The organism is Chryseobacterium glaciei (genome assembly GCF_001648155.1).
In the GTDB taxonomy this organism is placed as follows: Bacteria; Bacteroidota; Bacteroidia; order Flavobacteriales; family Weeksellaceae; genus Chryseobacterium; species Chryseobacterium glaciei.
In genome coordinates this window covers 3,011,744-3,032,310 of record NZ_CP015199.1, presented here as the reverse complement: position 1 = coordinate 3,032,310, position 20,567 = coordinate 3,011,744, and the positions used below count along the sequence as shown (strand labels likewise).

14 protein-coding genes are annotated in these 20,567 nt (G+C 35.6%); 8 read left to right on the top strand and 6 right to left on the bottom strand.

All coding sequences use genetic code 11. The annotated features are described in order from the left end of the window. The first annotated feature begins 148 nt into the window (after window positions 1-148). From A0O34_RS13475 to A0O34_RS13440, 8 genes are all read left to right on the top strand, one after another. The gene (locus A0O34_RS13475; protein ID WP_066755317.1) at window positions 149-829 is read left to right on the top strand and encodes a response regulator transcription factor; all 681 of its coding nucleotides are present in this window, start codon (window positions 149-151) and stop codon (window positions 827-829) included. Beyond that, a complete protein-coding gene (locus tag A0O34_RS13470; protein ID WP_066755315.1) occupies window positions 830-2,197 on the top strand; it encodes a HAMP domain-containing sensor histidine kinase in 1,368 nt (455 codons plus the stop codon). A gap of 101 nt (window positions 2,198-2,298) precedes the next feature. After that, window positions 2,299-3,003: an MgtC/SapB family protein gene (locus tag A0O34_RS13465; RefSeq protein ID WP_066755313.1), complete on the top strand. Its 705-nt coding sequence runs from the start codon at window positions 2,299-2,301 to the stop codon at window positions 3,001-3,003. A gap of 100 nt (window positions 3,004-3,103) precedes the next feature. Next, window positions 3,104-5,806, top strand: coding sequence for a magnesium-translocating P-type ATPase (gene mgtA / locus A0O34_RS13460; RefSeq protein ID WP_066755311.1), 2,703 nt, complete (start codon window positions 3,104-3,106; stop codon window positions 5,804-5,806). A 78-nt stretch (window positions 5,807-5,884) separates the two neighbouring features. Further along, window positions 5,885-7,039: an efflux RND transporter periplasmic adaptor subunit gene (locus tag A0O34_RS13455; protein WP_228394291.1), complete on the top strand. Its 1,155-nt coding sequence runs from the start codon at window positions 5,885-5,887 to the stop codon at window positions 7,037-7,039. 18 nt (window positions 7,040-7,057) lie between these two features. Next, window positions 7,058-10,150 (top strand): efflux RND transporter permease subunit, encoded by a 3,093-nt coding sequence (locus tag A0O34_RS13450; RefSeq protein ID WP_066755309.1) that lies wholly within the window; start codon window positions 7,058-7,060, stop codon window positions 10,148-10,150. A gap of 3 nt (window positions 10,151-10,153) precedes the next feature. After that, window positions 10,154-11,443 carry a TolC family protein gene (locus tag A0O34_RS13445; RefSeq protein WP_066755307.1) on the top strand — a complete coding sequence of 430 codons (1,290 nt, stop codon included), beginning with the start codon at window positions 10,154-10,156 and terminating at the stop codon, window positions 11,441-11,443. 49 nt (window positions 11,444-11,492) lie between these two features. Next, the gene (locus tag A0O34_RS13440; protein ID WP_066755305.1) at window positions 11,493-12,224 is read left to right on the top strand and encodes a porin family protein; all 732 of its coding nucleotides are present in this window, start codon (window positions 11,493-11,495) and stop codon (window positions 12,222-12,224) included. A 76-nt stretch (window positions 12,225-12,300) separates the two neighbouring features. On the opposite strand, the gene A0O34_RS13435 is transcribed toward A0O34_RS13440, so the two are convergent. The 6 genes from A0O34_RS13435 to A0O34_RS13410 form a co-directional block, all read right to left on the bottom strand. Next, entirely contained in the window at window positions 12,301-12,996 is a 696-nt protein-coding gene (locus A0O34_RS13435; RefSeq protein WP_066755303.1) for a hypothetical protein, read from the bottom strand. A gap of 102 nt (window positions 12,997-13,098) precedes the next feature. Beyond that, window positions 13,099-14,433 carry a trigger factor gene (locus A0O34_RS13430; RefSeq protein WP_066755301.1) on the bottom strand — a complete coding sequence of 445 codons (1,335 nt, stop codon included), beginning with the start codon at window positions 14,431-14,433 and terminating at the stop codon, window positions 13,099-13,101. 137 nt (window positions 14,434-14,570) lie between these two features. Then, the gene (locus A0O34_RS13425; RefSeq protein WP_066755299.1) at window positions 14,571-15,140 is read right to left on the bottom strand and encodes a hypothetical protein; all 570 of its coding nucleotides are present in this window, start codon (window positions 15,138-15,140) and stop codon (window positions 14,571-14,573) included. Between the two features lie 53 nt (window positions 15,141-15,193). Then, window positions 15,194-17,578 (bottom strand): TonB-dependent receptor, encoded by a 2,385-nt coding sequence (locus A0O34_RS13420; RefSeq protein WP_066755297.1) that lies wholly within the window; start codon window positions 17,576-17,578, stop codon window positions 15,194-15,196. A gap of 298 nt (window positions 17,579-17,876) precedes the next feature. Beyond that, the gene (locus A0O34_RS13415) at window positions 17,877-18,233 is read right to left on the bottom strand and encodes a hypothetical protein (RefSeq protein WP_066755295.1); all 357 of its coding nucleotides are present in this window, start codon (window positions 18,231-18,233) and stop codon (window positions 17,877-17,879) included. A 381-nt stretch (window positions 18,234-18,614) separates the two neighbouring features. Further along, complete coding sequence (locus tag A0O34_RS13410; RefSeq protein ID WP_066755294.1) at window positions 18,615-20,537, bottom strand: ABC-F family ATP-binding cassette domain-containing protein; 1,923 nt, start codon at window positions 20,535-20,537, stop codon at window positions 18,615-18,617. Window positions 20,538-20,567: the final 30 nt, after the last annotated feature.

Below are 20,567 nucleotides of genomic sequence, written 5' to 3'. Positions count from 1 at the left end.
TAAAGCGTAAATATAGGAATATTGAATGATATAGAATAAGTTTGTTTGTTAATGAAAAGTTTTAAAAATAATTTTTCACGTAAAGTTTATTTTTATAAATCATATGTACTTTCTTGAAGCAAAATAATAAAATCTTACATTTGTTTGCATGAATATACTGTTAATAGAAGATGACTTACGCGTTGCAGATTTGATCAACAGAGGATTACAGGAGCATGGTTTTAATCCAACCTTGGCCTATGATGGCCTTTCAGGGAAAAAATTAGCTCTACAAAACGACTATGACCTCATTATTACAGATATTATTCTTCCCAAAATGGATGGCCTTGATCTTTGCAAACAGATCCGCCAGACAAAACCGGAGCTTCCCATTATCATGCTCACTGCATTAGGGACTACAGACGATAAAGTAGAAGGTTTTGATGCCGGAGCTGACGATTATCTGGTAAAACCTTTTGAGATGCGCGAATTATTGGTTCGCATCCGAGCTTTGCTTAAACGAAATAATAAAACAGTGAACAGCACAGGTTTTATTCTCCGTTTTGCCGATCTTGAAATGAACCTAAATACTAAAATTGTAAAAAGAGGAACTCAGGAAATCAATCTCACGCCAAAAGAATTTAAACTCCTCGAATACATGATTCAAAATCCGGAAAGAGTATTATCACGAGTAGAAATTGCAGAAAAAGTTTGGGATACTCATTTTGATACAGGCACCAATTTCATTGATGTTTATATCAATTATTTAAGAAAGAAAATCGATAGAGATTTTGATCAAAAGCTTATTCATACCAAATCAGGGATGGGATTTATCTTAAAAATAGCATAAATGCAAATCAAAACCCGCATCACCATATTATTTACAGCCATTACAGTCACTATCCTATTGGTGTTTGCTTTAGTTATATATACTTCTGCCAAAGAAAGCAGAGAAAATGAGTTCTATAATCTTCTCACAAAGGAAGCTTACACCAAAGCTAATATATTTCTCAACGCTCACGTAGATAAAAAAACGCTACAGGAAATTTATCATAACAATCGGAATATTCTGAATGAAGTAGAAGTTGCCATCTATGATACAGATTTTAACCTCGTCTATCACGACGCTGTAGATATTGATATTGTGAAAGAAACTCCGGAAATGTTACAAAATATTCAGTCCAAAAAAGAAATTAATTTTTACCAAGGTCAGTGGCAGGTTGTAGGAATTGTCTATCACTACAAAAACAAAGAATATCTGATTACCTCAGCGGCGTATGATTTGTATGGATATAATAAACTAAACGATTTATTAAGAACAATCATCATCGTATTTTTCACATCTTTATTCATTATTTATATTGCCGGTACTGTATTTTCCAGTAAAATATTAATGCCTATCAAAAAAATGATGGAAAAGGTAACCACTATTTCTGCAACTAATTTGGATCTCCGCCTAGTAAGTTACAATACTAAAGATGAGCTTTCTCAACTTGCCAACACATTTAATGAAATGCTGGATCGGTTAGAAAACTCTTTTGATTCTCAAAAACATTTTGTTTCTAATATTTCTCATGAGCTCAGAACGCCACTTTCTGCCATGATCGCAGAATTGGAATTATCCACTAATAAAGAACGTGATATTCAGGAATATAAAACAGTTATTCATAATGTTATGGCTGATGCTAAAAAACTAGTTCGTCTGTCCAACAGTTTATTAGATTTAGCAAAAGCCAATTATGATCGTTCAGAGATAGGTTTTAAGCCCATTCGAATTGATGAAGTCCTATTGGATGCCCGAAAGCAAACTCTTCAAGCGAACTCCGACTATAAAATTGATATTCACTTTGAAAATGATTTTGAAGATGATCATCAGATTTCAGTGAACGGAAATGAATATCTTCTAAATGTAGCTTTTATTAATATTTTCGAAAACGGTTGTAAATTTTCCAATGACAAACAAAGCATTGTTTCTATTTTATTTGATGCTGAAAAAATAATCCTCAAGTTTTCTGATAAAGGAATCGGTATCGCCGAAAACGATCTAGAAAACATATTTACCCCTTTCTACCGCGGAGAAAATAAAACTTTTGCAGATGGAAACGGGATTGGGCTATCTCTTACCCAAAAGATTATCAACCTTCATGAAGGAAATATTAGTGTACAATCTTCACTCAATCAAGGGACTACTTTCATCATTGAATTACCTCATCTCTAATTTAATTCTCTAATAAAATTCTAATTTTTTTCTGTAGATTCTCTAACTGCCTTTCAAGAAAGGGATACAGACCTTTGCACCATCATTAAAAACGGTAGCAAATGGAACTATTAGAATTCACTACAAGACTTTTTAGCAGTCTGCTCCTCGGTGCCATTATTGGCATCGAGAGACAATGGCGACAAAAAAGTGCAGGACTAAGAACCAACACATTGGTATCTCTTGGGTCTACCGCTTTCCTATTGCTAGCCCTAGAAATTGGAGGTGATGCCACAGGAAGAATAGCCTCATACATTGTAAGTGGAATTGGTTTTCTTGGTGCCGGGGTCATCATGAAAGACGGACTGAACGTTTATGGACTCAACACTGCGGCCACTATCTGGTGTTCTGCCGCAGTAGGAACATTATGCGGAATGGGATTATACAGTCAGGCCGCGATTGTTACAGCTGCTATTATGCTTTCTCATATCATCTTAAGACCTTTAGGTATTTTATTAAATAAATTGAGTTTTCATACCTCAAGTTCTGTACAGACCGATTATTTATTCACTATTAAATGTAAACCTGAAGTAGAAAATCATATCCGCGTATTACTCATACAGATGTTGGGAAATGATGAAAAACTCCTGATGAAATCATTATCTAGCGACGACACTGATGATTTGTCAAGTGTCATCATTACAACCATTATCACAACCTTAACTGCCCAAGACAGTTTAATAGAAAAAGCCGCCAGCAGGCTCACAATAGAAGATAAAGTAGCGAAAGTCAGTTGGGAAATCATAGGCACACAATCTGATTTGTAGACGCTCTTATTCAATTATTGTCTATTGATTTCCCTTTTATTCTGTCCTTTCATTTTCTACAATCAATACTAATTCTTACTTAATAATACACTCTATTATTATGAAACTAAACTTTAAAGCAACCAATCCTTTTCATTCTGCGATCACATCCAACGGAATGAATATAGGAACCATCACTAAGCTGCAAAATGCATCCAAACAAAATGAGAATTTCATCTATGCGATGCTTGAAACAAGCGAAGAGGGAATCAGTGAGGTAACAGCTTATGACCGTATCCAAACCTTTGGAACCAACGAAATACAACATCAAAAAGCACCTGCATGGTATCGGCAGTTATTAAAATCATTTTTAAATCCATTTATCTATATATTAATTATCATTGCCATTGTTTCATTTATCATTGATATCTGGCTACCCGCAAAAGAAGAACGCGATTTTAAAACGGTGATCGTTATTTCGGTAATGATCTTTATAAGCACCCTGTTGCGATTCATCCAGGAATTCCGAAGCAACAGCGCTGCCGACAAACTAAAAAGCATGGTGAAAACTACTGCTACGGTAAAACGTAAATTCTTAGAAAAAAAAGAAATCCCGATCAGTGAATTGGTACCCGGTGATGTGATACACCTTTCTGCCGGAGATATGATTCCTGCTGACTGTCGCATTATGCAAAGCAAAGACCTTTTCATTAGCGAAAGTATGTTGACGGGTGAAGCCCTTCCCGTAGAAAAAAATCACCTGCCGATTCGGGATGCAGACAAAAAACAGATCATTGAGCTTAATAATCTTTGCTTTATGGGAACCAACGTGGTAAGTGGCTCTGCAACCGCTTTAATTGTAGCCACAGGAAAATACACTTATTTTGGAAGCATCAGCAAATCAATTACCACTGAAAGACCGGAAACAGCTTTTGATAAAGGCATTAATAAACTGAGTTTTCTTCTGATTCGTTTTATGCTTGTCATGGTTCCTGTTATTTTCCTGATTAATGGATTTGTAAAAGGCGATTGGTTAGAAGCTTTATTATTCTCAGTTGCCGTAGCCATAGGATTAACCCCTGAAATGTTACCCATGATTGTTACTGCCAATCTTGCCAAGGGAGCAGTAAACATGAGTAAACATAAAGTTATTGTAAAAAGATTGGATGCCATCCAAAATATAGGAGCAATGGATATTCTTTGCACCGATAAAACAGGAACCTTAACACTCGACAAAATTGTTCTTGAAAAACACCTAAATGTACTTGGAGTTGAAGATGATGAAGTATTGAAATGGGCGTATCTGAACAGTTTTCATCAAACAGGATTAAAAAGTTTAATGGACAAAGCTATTCTGGAACATATCGAACTTCATGACTATCTGAAAGCGGACGAACAATACATTAAAGCTGATGAAATTCCTTTTGACTTTCAACGAAGAAGAATGTCTGTTATTCTTAAAATGCACAACGGTAAACATTTGTTAATATGTAAAGGTGCCGTAGAAGAAATGCTGGAATTATGCAGTCATGCCTTTGATCCCGGAGAAGACCGCAGCATTCATATTGAAAATGATGTAGCCGTTAAAATGGACGATACCATGCGTAATACCGTTCTCAACACGTCAAAAAAAATGAATGAAGAAGGACTACGTGTATTATTGGTAGCCATCCGAGAGTTTGATCCTTTTCATCCATTAACTTACTCTATTGAAGATGAAAAAAATATGACCTTAACCGGATTTATTGGCTTTCTGGATCCGGCTAAACCTTCTGCACAGCCTTCTATCGAAGCGTTACAGAAATTAGGTGTTACGGTGAAAGTATTAACAGGAGATAATGAGATCGTTACGCAAAAAATATGTAAAGATGTTGGTATTCCGGTTCATCATATTATCAAGGGTCATGAGCTTGATGAAATGTCGGAAGAAACATTGACAGAACAAATAGACCAAGTCTCTGTATTTGCAAAACTAAATCCGTTACAAAAAGTAAGGGTTGTACAGGCCTTACGAGACAAGGGACATACGGTAGGTTTCATGGGAGACGGAATTAATGATGCCGCCGCTTTGAAACAAGCTGATGTTGGAATCAGTGTAGATACCGCCGTAGATATTGCCAAAGAAAGCGCGGATATTATTCTGTTGGAAAAAGATTTAATGGTGCTTCGAAAAGGAGTTATTTACGGGAGAAGAACCTTTGGAAACATTATTAAATACATCAAAATGACCGCCAGCAGCAACTTCGGAAATATGTTCAGTATGTTGGGGGCCAGTGCTTTTTTGCCTTTCCTTCCGATGTTGCCTGTGCATCTTTTGATACAAAATTTATTGTATGATGTTTCTCAGATCTCCATTCCCTGGGATAAAATGGATGAAGAATTTTTAACCAAACCTAAAAAATGGGATGCAGTAGACGTTAGAAGATTTATGCTTTTTATTGGTCCGATAAGTTCCATATTTGATTTTATCACGTATGCAGTGATGTATTATTTCTTTAAAGCGAACAGCCCTGAACATCAGACTTTATTTCAAAGTGGATGGTTTGTGGAAGGATTGCTTTCTCAGATACTGATTATTCATATGATAAGAACCCGCAAGATCCCATTTATTCAAAGTTGGGCCTCTGCACCGGTGGTTGCACTGACCTCTTTAATTATGGCCATTGGAATTTTAATTCCGTTTTCACCTTTTGCTGCCGGACTCAAATTACAGCCGCTGCCTTTAAGCTATTTCCCATGGTTAGTAGGAATACTTTTATCGTATTGTTTACTGACCCAATTGGTTAAAAACTGGTTTATCAAAAGGTTCAACAGCTGGCTATAAACATAAAATAACATTTCATTTTTTCTAATCAACTCCCATTTTGGGAAAATTAATTTATATCAAATAAAATTTAAAAATATGATGAATAATACCCTAGTCAAAATCATCAGCAACATTAAAACTGTTGTCGTATTTGCAGTGATTCCTTTTGCCTTATACTCTTGTAAAAATGAAAGTAAAGACAAGGATGATCAGGAAAACACTAAGAATTACACGGTGAGCAATGGGATCATTACTCTTGTTGAAAAATCAAGTATTAAAAGCCGCTTGAGCCTTTTAAAAACATCAGAACAATCTTTTAATTTAAAATTAACGACCGCAGGAACAGTAAAATCTATCCCGAACAATCTGGCGGAAATAAGAGTTCCTTTTACCGGACGAATTTTAAAATCTTTTGTTCGATTAGGACAATCCGTGCAACCGGGTTCTCCCATATTTGAATTCAGTTCGCCTGATTATTCCACTGCTCAAAAAGAATATTTCGACAGTAAGCAAGAATTAAAACAAGCAGAATTAACCAAAAGACGCCAACAAGATCTTTTCCAACATGGCGTGGGAGTAAAAAGTATATTAGAAGAAGCCAATACCGAATATGAGATCAAAAGATCGGCAATGCTGAATGCCGCTGCCGCTTTAAAAATTTTCAATGTAAATCCTGAAAAAGCAAGTTTAGGAAAACCTTTAGTGATCACCTCTCCTATCGCAGGAGAAGTTGTAATCAACAAAATGGTCATCGGTAATTATTCAAAAGAAGATGCAGAACCTGTAGCGATCGTAGCCGAGCTTTCGAAAGTTTGGGTAGTGGCTCAGGTAAAAGAAAAAGATATTCGATTTATCCACAAACTGGATAATGTGGAGGTGAATGTAGATGCTTTCCCGGACAAAAAAATCATCGGTAAAGTATATCACATCAATGATATCGTTAACGAAGAAACCCGAAGCATTGAAGTATTAATAGAATGTGACAACAAAAACAGGGATCTAAAACCGGGAATGTATGCTACCGTACATCTTACCGACGCTCCCTCATCCGCCATATTGCTTCCTTCAAAAGCAGTCCTTCAGGAAAATGATGATGAGTTTGTCTTTGTGGAAGTAGGAAAAAACAAATATCAAAAAAGAAAGATTGTAACTCAGGGAACTTCTTACGGAAAAATCGTAGTAAAATCAGGGCTAAAAGCAGGAGAAACCATTGTATCAAACGGTGGAATCTATTTATTGGAAGCTAAATAACTGTTTAAAAAAAATCACATGAATAAACTTATCAATACTTCGATAAAAAAACGCATGGTTATGGCGACCCTTTTTCTCCTGTTAGGATTTTTTGGATATTACTCTTGGAAACAATTATCGGTTGAGGCCTATCCGGATATTGCAGATGTTACCTCTCAGGTCGTAACGCAGGTTCCCGGATTAGCCGCAGAAGAAGTAGAACAACAGATCACCATTCCTGTAGAACGTGCCTTAAACGGGCTACCGGGAATGCATGTGATGCGTAGCAAAAGTACCTTTGGATTATCAATGATTACCATTGTTTTCGATGATGGTATAGATGATTATTTTGCCAGAGCACGTATTACGGAGAGACTTGGGGATGTAGAACTACCTTATGGCGCCGTGCCAGGTCTTGATCCTCTCACCTCGCCTGTAGGAGAAGTCTACCGGTATATTATAGAAAGTGACCATCATGATCTGCGTCAATTAACAGATCTTCAAAACTTCACAATCATTCCGCGCATCAAACAAGTGTCGGGAGTTGCGGATGTCACTAATTTCGGTGGGATAACAACTCAATTTCAGATTGAAGTTGATCCCAGAAAATTAGAGCAATATAACCTTTCATTAGATAAAGTGATTGCTACCATTGAAGAAAATAATGTCAATGCAGGAGGCAGTGTACTTCCCAGAGGAGATCTGGGATATGTGATCCGAGGAATCGGGCTTGTAAAAAACCTTGAAGATCTTGGGAAAATTGTCGTAAAAACTGAACAGGGCGTTCCTATTTTCCTGAATGACATTGGGAAATTAAAATATGGTAACCTCGAAAGAAAAGGCGCATTAGGCTATAGCGACAGAAAAAGAAATTATTCTGAAAGTATTGAAGGAATTGTTTTGCTTCTTAAAGGACAAAACCCTTCTGTTGTATTGGAAGGTGTTCATCAAGCGATAAAAGATTTGAATAATGGCGAGCTTCCGGAAGGGGTAAAAATACATGCATTCCTAGACAGAACTGATCTTGTAAAAACGACTCTTGACACCGTTTCTCATACCTTATTAGAAGGCGTGGCATTGGTTATTGTGATCTTAATTATCTTTTTAGGAAGCTGGAGAGGTGCTTTATTAGTCGCTATTACCATCCCGCTATCTTTATTAATTGCCTTTATTTTAATGCATTTCACCAATATTCCAGCCAATTTACTTTCATTAGGAGCCATCGATTTTGGGATTATTGTAGATGGAGCGATCGTTATGATGGAAGCTATTTTAAAGAAAAAAGAAAAAAAACCAGAGGAAGAATTAAAGGAAAAAAGCATTGCCAACATCGCTGCAGAGGTAGCAAAACCTATTTTCTTCGCCACCATTATTATCATCACCGCCTATCTTCCATTGTTTGCTTTTGAAAGAGTAGAGAAAAAACTATTTACACCGATGGCTTTTACGGTAGGCTATGCTTTATTGGGCGCATTGGGAGTTGCTTTATTGTTAATTCCGGGATTGGCTTATATGATCTACCGCAAGCCACAGAAAATATACCATAACAAATGGCTCGAAAAATTAACGAATATCTACTACAGCAGGATTCAGAAAATAATGAGTCAGCCCAAAAAAGTATTTATTCCATTAGGGATTATCTTATCGTTAACGGCAGCATTAAGCTATTTTGTGGGCAAAGATTTCTTGCCTCCTTTAGATGAAGGTTCCATTTGGCTGCAGGTACAATTGCCTTCCGGAATTTCGGTTGAAAAATCTAAGGAATTGAGTGATACGCTTCGGGCAAGAACAATGAAACACAAAGAAGTTACCTATATCATGGTACAAGCAGGCCGTAATGATGATGGAACCGACCCGTGGACGGCATCACATTTCGAAGTTTCTGTAGGAATAAAGCCTTATAAAGACTGGCCAGCAGGGAAAACTAAAAATGATCTTATTGAAGAACTTTCTCAAGAATATAAGAAGCTACCCGGCTATTCTGTAGGTTTTTCTCAACCGATGATTGATGGCGTAATGGATAAAATTTCAGGAGCCCACAGTGAACTTGTAGTGAAAATCTATGGCGCTGATTTTAAAGAAACCCGCAGAATTTCAGATGATGTGATGAAAACATTAAAAAAAGTTCCAGGCGCAGTTGATTTAGCCATTGATCAAGAACCTCCGCTTCCTCAACTTCAGATTCATGCCAACAGAGAGAAAATTGCACAATATGGATTGAATGTTTCAAAGGTTGCCGAATTAATAGAAGTTGCCATCGGAGGGAAAGCCGTTTCTCAAATTTTTATTGGAAATAAAGTTTATGACATCATCTGCCGATATAATGATGACAGCCGTAATACGCCTGATAAAATTGCCAATCTGATGCTAACCTCAGAAACCGGAGCTAAAATTCCACTCTCGCAGGTAGCAGATATAAAACTGAGTACCGGAGAAAGTACCATCACCCGAGAAATGAATAAAAGACATTTAACCGTAAAATTAAATGTAAGAAACCGTGATCTTAATTCATTGCTTCAAGAAGCACAAAGCAGTATTGAAAAAAATGTGAAGTATGATCATTCCAAATATACAATCAGCTGGGGTGGCCAGTTTGAAAACCAAAACAGAGCGTATACGAGATTGGCGTTTATTGTGCCTTTAGCATTAACCATTATGTTCATCTTATTGTACGCGGCGTTTGGAGAATTTCGTCAGGCCGGGCTGTTAATCAGTATTGTTCCGTTGGCTTTATTTGGTGGAATGCTTGCCTTAAATATTCGAGGGATGACCTTAAATGTATCGTCGGCCGTAGGATTTATCGCCCTCTTTGGAGTGGCTATTCAAAATGGTGTTTTGATGATCTCGCACATTAATCATTTAAGAAAAGAAGGAATAGATTTATTACAAGCTGTCATAAAAGGCGCAAAAGACCGTTTTCGTCCAGTTTTGATGACAGCTACCGTTGCTATATTGGGATTATTTCCTGCATCATTAGCGACAGGAATTGGTTCTGATGTACAGCGACCTCTCGCTACCGTAATTGTTTACGGATTATTATTTTCTACCATTATTACACTCTTTGCCTTACCAGCTTTGTATTATTTGATAGAAAGAAAGTGGGGCCAAAATTTTAATACACAAAAAGATTAAAAAATGAAAAAATATATAAAATCATTTTTCGGTATCATAATCTTAGGTTCAATATCTAGTTTACATGCTCAAATTATTGATACTGCTTTTGCCAAGCAACCTTTAGACTATCCCACTTATTTGAGTCTTGTGGGTAAAAATAATCTGGCGTATTCAGCAGAGAAATTTAATTTGAATATCGCTGATGCAGAAATACAGACGGCCGGTATATTTCCTAATCCTGAATTGGGTTTCGGATGGGCAGATAACGGACAGAGAAGAATGAATATGGGCTATGGATTTAACTCTGAACTAACTTGGACGCTCGAACTTGGCGGAAAAAGAAAAGCCCGAATAGATGTTGCCAAAAATCAAAAAGAATTGGCTCACTTACTATTGGATGATTATTTCCGAAATCTGCGTGCTGATGCTACGCTCGCTTTTTTATCAGGAATCCAAAACCGTTTGCTGTTGGAGGTTCAATCTTCCTCTTATCAACAGATGAAACAATTGGCTGAATCGGATAACATCCGTTTTAAGTTGGGTGCTATTTCAGAAGTTGATGCCCGCCAAAGTAAATTAGAAGCCGGAACAATGCTTAATGATGTATTTGCAGCAGAAGCAAAATGGAAAGCATCTTTGTCAAATCTCTCTTTACTGCTAGGAAGATCTCAAAATGATGCTTTCATTGATCCCAAAGGTGATTTTTCAGATTTCGATCGTGACTTTTCTCTGCAGGAACTTATTCTTACCGCTCAAAATAACAGGTCAGACCTTAAAGTAGCTTTACAAAATAAAAGTATTGCCAGCAGCGTATTAAAATTAGCCAAGGCCAACAGAGCCATAGATCTTGGATTATCATTAGGGGCAAGTTATGCATCATATGTTCGTAATGCCATTGCGCCTACTCCATCTACAACAGGTATTAATGTCGGTGTAAGTATTCCGTTGAAGTTCTCTAATAACAGACCTGGAGAATTATTGGCTGCAAAATATACGTTGCAACAATCAGAACAACAATACAAACAAACCGAGTTGGAAATTCAAAGTGAAGTAACGCAAGCTTATTTTACTTATATCGCTGCTCAAAAACAGGTTAAACAGTTTAATACAGGATTATTAAAAGAAGCAAAAACAATTCTGGACGGCAAAATTTATAGCTACAAAAGAGGCGAATCTTCCATTTTGGAATTATTAACTGCCCAAAAGACTTATAATGAAGTCCAGCAAAACTACCACGAAGTGAATTACGAGTTTGCCGCAGCCTTAGTAGAATTAGAAAGAACAGCCGGAATCTGGGATATTAATTTTTAATAAATCTTAGATATATGGTACATAATCAAAACTTTAAAATTCAAATTATATGAAAAAAGCATTCATCATACTCCTATTATTTTTCATCTATTCGGTTTCGTATGCTCAGCTAGAAGAAAATAACAAAAATGATCTTTCCTCTACTGATAACAATACAGTTTCATGGGGAATAAAAGCAGGCATCAATATGTACAATCTATACGGAAAAGAAAGAGATTACATTTTTGCCGATCAGAAAACATCTTATCAACCAGGCTTTCATATCGGAGGTTTTGTAGACACCCGAATTAATGAAAAATTAGGACTTCGACATGAATTAATCTTTAGTCAAAGAAAAGCTGGCGTTCATGTTAGCGATTCTATTAACGGAATTTATAAATCTACACTTACGATGTATTATATCGATGTGGTTCCTGCCAACCTTACGTATCAATTATCAAAAAATATTCAGGTATATGCCGGACCTTATGTAAGTGCGTTGATAGCCGCCAATATTAAACGAAAAGATGAAAACGGAAATACTTTTAGAGACAAAAGTATTTATGGAGATCCTTCCAACGACGAAAAAGAAAGTCATTATCTTCAAAAATTTGATTTTGGGGTGAATATTGGTGCGCAATATCAGATCAAACAAAACTTAGCAGTCGAATTAAAATATACCCACGGATTCCTAGATCTATTTCAATACGCCAATAGCTATACCAATGAAGATTCCAAACATAATAAAATAAAAATCTTTAATAGAGGTTTTATGGCTTCTGTAGCATATAGTTTTAAGTAAACAAATAGTATTAAGATAAACAAAAAACCACCAAAATAATTTGGTGGTTTTTTATTTATTGAATATGTATTTTTTATTACTTAAAATCTGCGTCAGTAAAAGCACGATTCAGAACTAAATTAATTGTTGTGGAAACTACTTTTTGTCCGTCTCCTTCGACTTCAATTTCAGATGGAAACTTTATACCATCAACAGTCATATATTTTTTAATAACAGCATTTCCTTCTTTTAAAATTGATTTATATAACAAGCCTGTTGAAGCATCAAAATAGAAACTTCCTTTATCTGAAGTTAATACATTATAATCTTTACCATCGACTTTTTCTACAACAATAGCTTTGAAACTAGAAGGATCGAATTGCAATGCCTCAATAGTTTTTCCTTTTTTCATCTCGGCAATTTTATCAGCAGGAAAATCTATTTTTCTATTTCCCTTACCAGCATACCCTCTTTCACCATCAAAAACCTGAGTGAATGGCTTTCCCGATACATATTGTTCAAATTTGAATTTGTTGCCCATTCTTTTAGTACTCGCAGTAATTGCCATCTTATTATTTTTATCCTGAATAAGAACTACGGCTTCTGTAAGAGTAGATTTTACAGCCTCAAGTTTGTCTCTTCCTCCGAGTGCTTTTAGATAATTATCTATTACATCTCTTGGTGTTAACTTTGATTGTTTAGCTTCAATCTTTACGGGAATTGTTCTGTTCTGTGTAGCTACTGAACTCGAAAAAAGTACAGCACAAAAAATAGGAATAAGTATTTTCATCATGTGTTAATTAAGAACACGATCTTACAAATATTATACCACACCATCACAAACAAAAACCCACCAAAATAACTTGGTGGGTTTAAAATATTTATAGAAAATAAATTATTTTTTAAGTTCTTCTAAAAACTCGTCGTGAGAGATTGCAGTTTCTTTTTTAGATGCTTTTTCAAGAATTACATCTTTCAATTTAGTCATTGCAACTTCAGAAGAGATTTGTCTTACCTGCTCTTGGTCTTTCAACATTTCAACAGCATATTTTTGGATCTCCTCGTCTCCTAGGTGGTGAATTCCGTAGATAGCCAATTGGTTTCTTACTAATTGCTCAGCTTGTGCTAAAACATCAGCATAATCCAACTGAATTTCGTTATCAGACATCAATTTACCCTCGATGATCTGGTAGCTTAATTGTTTTTTCTCAGATTCAAGAATCTCTTTAGCCTGCTCTTCAGACTGGATGTTCTGGTTAGAGAATACCAACCATTTTACCAAGAAAGTTTCAGGAAGTTTTACTTCTTCTTTCTCTGTAATTTGCTCTAATACTTTGTTTACAAAGTGTACATCAGCATTTTGTTGGAAATATTCGTCTAATTCAGACTTCACTTTAGCTTTAAGCTCATCTTCAGACTTGATCGTATCAGCTCCGTAAACTTTATCGAAAAGCTCTTGGTTAAGCTCAGCCAAGTTTAAAGAATAGAAATCTTTTACTTTAACCTCAATTTCGTTGTGGTGTAAGTGCTCAGCTTCTTCTTTGCTGAATCCTAATTCTTTAGCTAATTCTTCGTCACCAGCAAGAGTTTCTTTAGAAACCTTTACAGATCCGTCCATTTTCAAAGCTTTTACCAATTTGAAAGCTTCTTTGTTTTCAGCTGTAATGGTAACATTCTTTGGTTGGTGGTGGTGCTCACCTTCAGCACCTTCTTCCACAACTTGAGAAATTTCTAAAGCGATGTAAGAATCTTTAGTGATTTTATCTTGAGGAACCTGCTCAGCGAAACGCTTCTGCATGTTTTCAATGCTCTTGTTGATTTCTTTTTCAGAAGCTTCTACTTTGTAGTGAGGTGCTTCATATTTAGCTAGATCTATTGAGAATTCAGGCTCGTACCCTACTTCAAAAGCAACTTCTATTTTATCAGCATTGTAATCTAATTGGTTTACTGGCTGAGGTACAGGCTGTCCAACTAATCTTAATTTGTTATCATTAACATAGCCGTTTAAAGCGTCAGAAACTTGTTTGTTGATTTCTTCGAATGCAATACCTGCTTCATATTGTTTTTTAACCATACTCAAAGGCACTTTCCCCTTTCTGAATCCAGGAACTTGCGCATTTTTAGCATAATTAATCAACTGCTTCTCTACTTTTTCTTTGTAGTCAGATTTTTCCAATGTCACTGTAAGCAATGAACTTACATCATCATGGTTTTGTGCGGTAACCTTCATTATTGATTAAAATTTTAGGTTGCAAAAATATGAATTTTTTATCAAAATATCCTATTAAACACAAATTCTTCGCCATCAAATATATATAAATAACAAACCACTGAAAATTTCAGTGGTTTTATTTTGAAAATTATTATTTAGTTGGTAAGGTTATAGGTAGCCTCAGCATCTGTTTCTCCACCTACTACACTTCCCCAAGCAGTTCCGGATTTGGTATCATTTACACTTTCAGGAGCATGGATAAGGGTTAATTTCAACAATGGTGATGGAGAATCTACAGCTTTCACTACGTCCCATTTTGTTCTCAGACCTACTCTTTTTCCGTCATTTCTAAGATCATTCCCGTCTAATCTGGTAACAGTGATATTAGATTTAGGGAAATCAAATATCAGGAAATGCTCATTTTTAGCATCAATAATTTCCTGAGTTGCATCTTCATTCCCGTTTCTGAATTTTGCTACAACAGTATAAGATTTCCCATCCTTCAAAGGAATTGTAGGAATTCCTCCCGCTCCGATACTATAATCATACGTCAATGTACTTGTTGTTCCCTCTTCAGTAACCAACAAAACAATATTGGTAAGCTCTTCCTGAGGTAAATCGTCTTCCTCTGCCGAACCGTCTCTCTGACAAGAAACGACAGTGATCGTAATGAATAAAATTGCTAATAATTTGATGATATTTTTAGTATTGAATAGTTTGTTCATTTTTAAGAATTTTAAAATTGTAAAATTTTTGATTAAATAATTTTTTGAAAACTTTAGAATCTGTATCTAAAATTTAAAATAAAGTTTCTTCCTGCCTCATCCGCGAAGAATCTTAAACGATTCAGATAATCTCTGTACGAAGTGTTGAAGAGATTGTTCACGATAAGCCCCGCAGAAAGATTTTTGTTGATATTGATCCCCGTTTGGATGTTCCAAAGTGAATATCCGTTTGGCGGCGTACTGAAATCGATCTCCTTATCCACCAATTGTCCGTCCACATAAATTTCCAATGGAGCATTTCTAATCGGGAATCTTGTCTGTTTTAAAGAGGTTTGATTTTCAACCGTAAAATAGAAATTATTCCATTTTTCTTTTTTGAACTGTATGGCATTCGAAAAATTCGGCGGCATCATTAAAATCAACGGTTCGTTGTTGGTTTCGTCCTGTCCATGAACATAACTTCCTTTTCCAACATAGGTAAGATCATCCGTAAGTCTCCAATTAACATCCAGATCTACACCATACATTTTGGCATCGATCTGTTGATATTGCCACTCCGGAAATACTCCTCTGATCGTTCCTTTAATACCAACCGGAACTTCATTAATGAAATTTTTAGTGATGAAAAAATAAGGGTTCACAGAAATAGTAAGACCTCTCAAAACATTGAATTTTGAATCTACCGTTAAATTAAACTGATGTCCCTGTTCGTTTTTCAAGGCCATATCTCCGGTTTCAATGATTCCCGCTGAATGGTGTAATCCGTCAGAGAATAATTCTGCAACATTTGGAGATCTGCCCACTTTTGCATAATTAAATTTCAAATCAAAATTAGAACTTGGACGATATTCCAAACCTGCATTGAAAGAAACATTATTATAATTAAGCTGAGGGCGCGTCAAAATTCTGTTCTGATCCGTCTTCACATAAAATTGAGGAAAACTGTCTGCATATAACTTCTCCCAATCGCTTTTATCGTACCATTTGGTAACATCATAACGCGTGAAATCATATCTTGCTCCTGCTTCAAAATTAAAATCAGAAGAAATTTTATATTTAAAAACAGAATAAAATCCTGCAGCATATTTATCATAATTAGGAATCAAACGTCTTGCTTTCGTCGCAGGATCTGAATAATTGTTTTGAAAACTGGCATCAATACCCGTTTCCAGAGACCATTTTTCCCTTTCTAATAAATCATTAAGGTTAAACTGATGCGTCATCAATTCAAGATCCAGAGAAGGCGTGTCGTTTAATTCTCCTCTTCTGATGTCATATTCCTGTCTGTGATTGTACTGATAACTGTAGGTCGCTGAAAGTTTTCCAATATTTTCAAATCTTTTAAAAGCCGAAACTTTTGCAATATGATGCTCGACAACCTGTCTCGGATTATCAATATCATAACTGAATTTTCCTGAATAAATAGGCGGATTGGCATTCATCGCTCTGTCATAATCGCCCGAAGTAGCCACGTGTGAATCTCTCAGAATCCCAATGTTTTGGTTCGTTAAATAATAATCAAATGAAATTCCTTTTTCATAAGAGTTATTCTGAACCGTAAAATTAAAGGAAGAGAAATCCATTCCTGTATTTTTCAGATTATAGTCGGGAGCGCTTTGGTCACCCAATTTTTTGATGCTTCCGCCTGACTTTACAGCCCATCCGTTTTTCCAAACCTTGGCAACATCTATATCCAATCCTAAACCTCGTCCATTGGAAATTCCGGTAAGACCGACAGAACCTTTGATTGTATCTTTTTTAGGAAAAATTTCAGGTTCCATTACCACGACTCCACCGATCGCATCACTTCCATATTTCAATGCAGAAGCGCCTTTGATGACATCAATATGTTGAAAATTATTAATATCAACATTTGGTGCATGTTCTACTCCCCATTCCTGTTCGGCCAGTTTTACTCCATTATTTAAAATAGCGATTCTGCTTCCATAAAGTCCGTGAATAATAGGTTTTGAGATATTATTTCCGGTTTTTAATGCTGTAACTCCCGAGATTTTAGATAATAAATTCCCCAGATTTTCTGTAGAATTTCTTTCTATATCGGTTTTATCAAGAGTTTTTATAATTAGAGAACCATTTTTTTTGTGGTTTCCGTGTATGGTCACGGTTTCAATATCCTGAACATGATGTTCCAGAGTAATTGCTACATGCATATCCTGAGCAACTGCTATATTTTCAGTATAATCATTACAATCAGGATGTTTAGCAATGAGTATATATTTTCCTGCAGGAATTTTTTCAAAAGAAAATTTTCCTTTTTTATCTGTTTTGGCTGTAAAATCCCCGATTTTCACCACCGCATTTTCCAGCAAGGTTTTATCGTGAAAATCCTGAACAACACCCTCTACAGTATAGGTTTTTTGTGCGTTTGAAAATGCAAATCCACAAAGGATCAACATTAAACTATATATCAATTTCATTGTAAATAGATAGATTTCGTACCTTAATGAAGGTACATTTTCGTAAAAAATGTGAAATTTATGGCTGATTAATCTTCGTTAAAGTAAAACTAATAATGATGATCATTAAAAAATTCTATACTAATCATTCCGCCCCTTCAGGGCTGTATTATCATTAATCTTTCTTTCATCGGGTTTCACCCGATGCTATTATTATTTCGCCACTTCGTGGCTGATTAAGATAAATTCAAAAGGAAAAATAGTATCAATTTTAAATCTAAACTTTAACCCATTAAAGCCAAAAAAGAATCTAAAAAAACTATGAAATTGTGGGCGGACCCCGAAGTTGAAAAGTGAATTTAGTCTGAGACCAGATTTTTTCCTGAACAGCAAGAATCAATTCTACTTCGTGCGTATAATGCTCGAAAGTAAAGTTAAACTCGTCAGGAACCAAAGTATGTCCGGTAGCTAGGAAATGACAAGCCAAACAGTCGCCGGCTTTTTCTTTCACTGCATTATTTGAAATCTTATGTTCCGTTTTTTTAAAACTAAAATTTTTAAAAACTTCTTCGGAACTGTGATTGTGAAAATTCTGAGAAAACAGCGCAATGAAGTAGATCCCAAACAATAGCTTGGAGATAAAACTCTTCAGATTTCTGCTTTCTTTAAAAATCATCTTTCAAAAATATGAATAATAATTTAAAACTTAGATTAAAGTTTTATTAATATGCTTTGTGAAGCTGTCTAGAATATGTCGTTATGATTGCGGTTTTGTTACAAAAGGCAATGATAAAGTTATTGTTTTTGATCCTTCGACTTCGCTCAGAATGACATTGCTAATACTGGTCAAATTAATTTTTCTTTATATTTTGTTGGTCTTCGCAAAGGCGCAAAGTTTCATAAATATCACGTTTTTAAGGCGCAAGAAAATCAAAGATTTTCGACAACATAGTATTACATCTTAAATTTTATCAAAGATAAAATCCTTGCGCCTTAAAGCATAATTAATGTAAACATCCTTGCGCCTTTGCGAAGACCAACAAAATATAACTAAAATTTAATCCAATTGAGAACCCAAATACTCCCATTCCTGTAGAGCGGCATCCAATTCTTCCTTAGTTTTATTATATTTTTCTAAAGTTTCCTCAGAAGGGTTTTCCTTGGTGAAGGTAGCTTCCATTTCTTCTACTTTGGTTTCAAGTTCAGAAATTTTCTCTTCTACTTTCTTTAATTTATTCTGAATATTTTTTTGTTCTTTGCTTACAATCTGAGATTTTTCTTCCACTTTTGGTTTTGGAACTTCTTTTACCTCAACTTTAACTTCTTCAGTATGAAGTTTAGCTTTTTCAGCAGAGATCTCTCTCAATGTTTCTTTTTGTCTGTATGAAAGATATTCGCTCACACTTCCAAGGAATTCTTTCATTCTTCCATCACGGAATTCGTAGATCTTATCACACAATCCATCCAAGAATTCTCTATCGTGAGAAATTACGATCAATGTACCTTCAAATCTCTGTAAAGCCAATTTAATAATCTCTTTAGATTGAATATCCAAGTGATTGGTAGGCTCATCCATAATCAACGTGTTGAACGGACGAAGCAATAGTTTACAAAGTGCCAGACGGTTTCTTTCTCCTCCGGAAAGTACTTTTGTTTTCTTGTTTACCGCTTCCCCTTGAAATAAGAAAGATCCTAATAAATCTCTTACTCTTGGTCTTGTTTCTTCGGTTGCAGAATCTTCTGCTTCTTCTAAAACGGTTTTATTTGGTGTTAAAACTTCCTCCTGATTTTGGGCAAAATATCCGATATTCACATTGTGTCCAAGATTCCAAGAACCTGAATAATCTTTGATTTCTCCGGCTAGAATTTTAGCTAATGTCGTCTTACCCTGTCCGTTTTGTCCTAAAAGAGCAATTCTGTCTCCTCTCTGAACAATGAAATCTACTTCATCAAAAATTTGTTTCTTTCCGTATGCTTTTCCTAAATGTTCAGCTTCGAAAATTACTTTCCCAGGAACAACAGACTGTACAAAACGAATATTGAATTTAGAAACATCTTCATTATCAACTTCAATACGCTCAATTTTATCTAATCTCTTAATAAGTGACTGCGCAAAAGATGCTTTGGTAGCACTTGCGCGGAACTTATTAATATTATCTTCCATCTGCTTGATTTCAGAATCCTGATTTTTCTTAGCCTGAATTAATTTTTCACGACGCTCCTCACGCATCACCAGATATTTGGTATAGTTGGTTTTATAATCATCTACTTTTCTGTTATTCACATCAAAAGTTCTGTTACAAACCGCCGTCATAAACTGTTTATCGTGACTCACCAATACAATCGCACCAGGATAATCTTTCAAAAAGTTTTCCAACCAGATGATAGATTCCATATCCAAGTGGTTGGTAGGCTCATCCAGAAGCATCAGATCATTCTTTTGAAGAAGCAATTTTGCCAGTTCAATTCTCATTCTCCAACCTCCGGAAAATTCATCCGTTATTTTTTGAAAATCATCCGCTTTAAATCCTAAACCAAACAATACTTTCTCAATATCACCTTCCAAATTATAAGCGTCATGATGCATTAAAAGATCATTAAGCTCAGTCATTTTATTGATGATGTCTGTGTAAGCATCACTTTCGTAGTCTGTTCTGGTAGCCAACTGATGGTTGACTTCTTCCAACTCATTCTTCCACGCATTGATTTGCTCAAAAGCCTGCATAGTTTCATCCCAAACCGTTCTTCCTTTCACAAAATCAAGATCTTGTTTCAAAAAACCAATGGTGATATTTCCTTCCGGAACTACAACTCCTTCAAAAAAAGTAATTTCTTTGGAAAGCATTTTTAACAAAGTAGATTTCCCTGCTCCGTTTTTACCAACCAAACCAACTTTATCATCCTTTTTAATGGTGAAATTAACGTTTTGAAACAAATAGTTTCCCGAATGATGTAATCCTAGACCTTGAACCGAAAGCATGTAATGATGTAATTAAGAATTAATACTGAA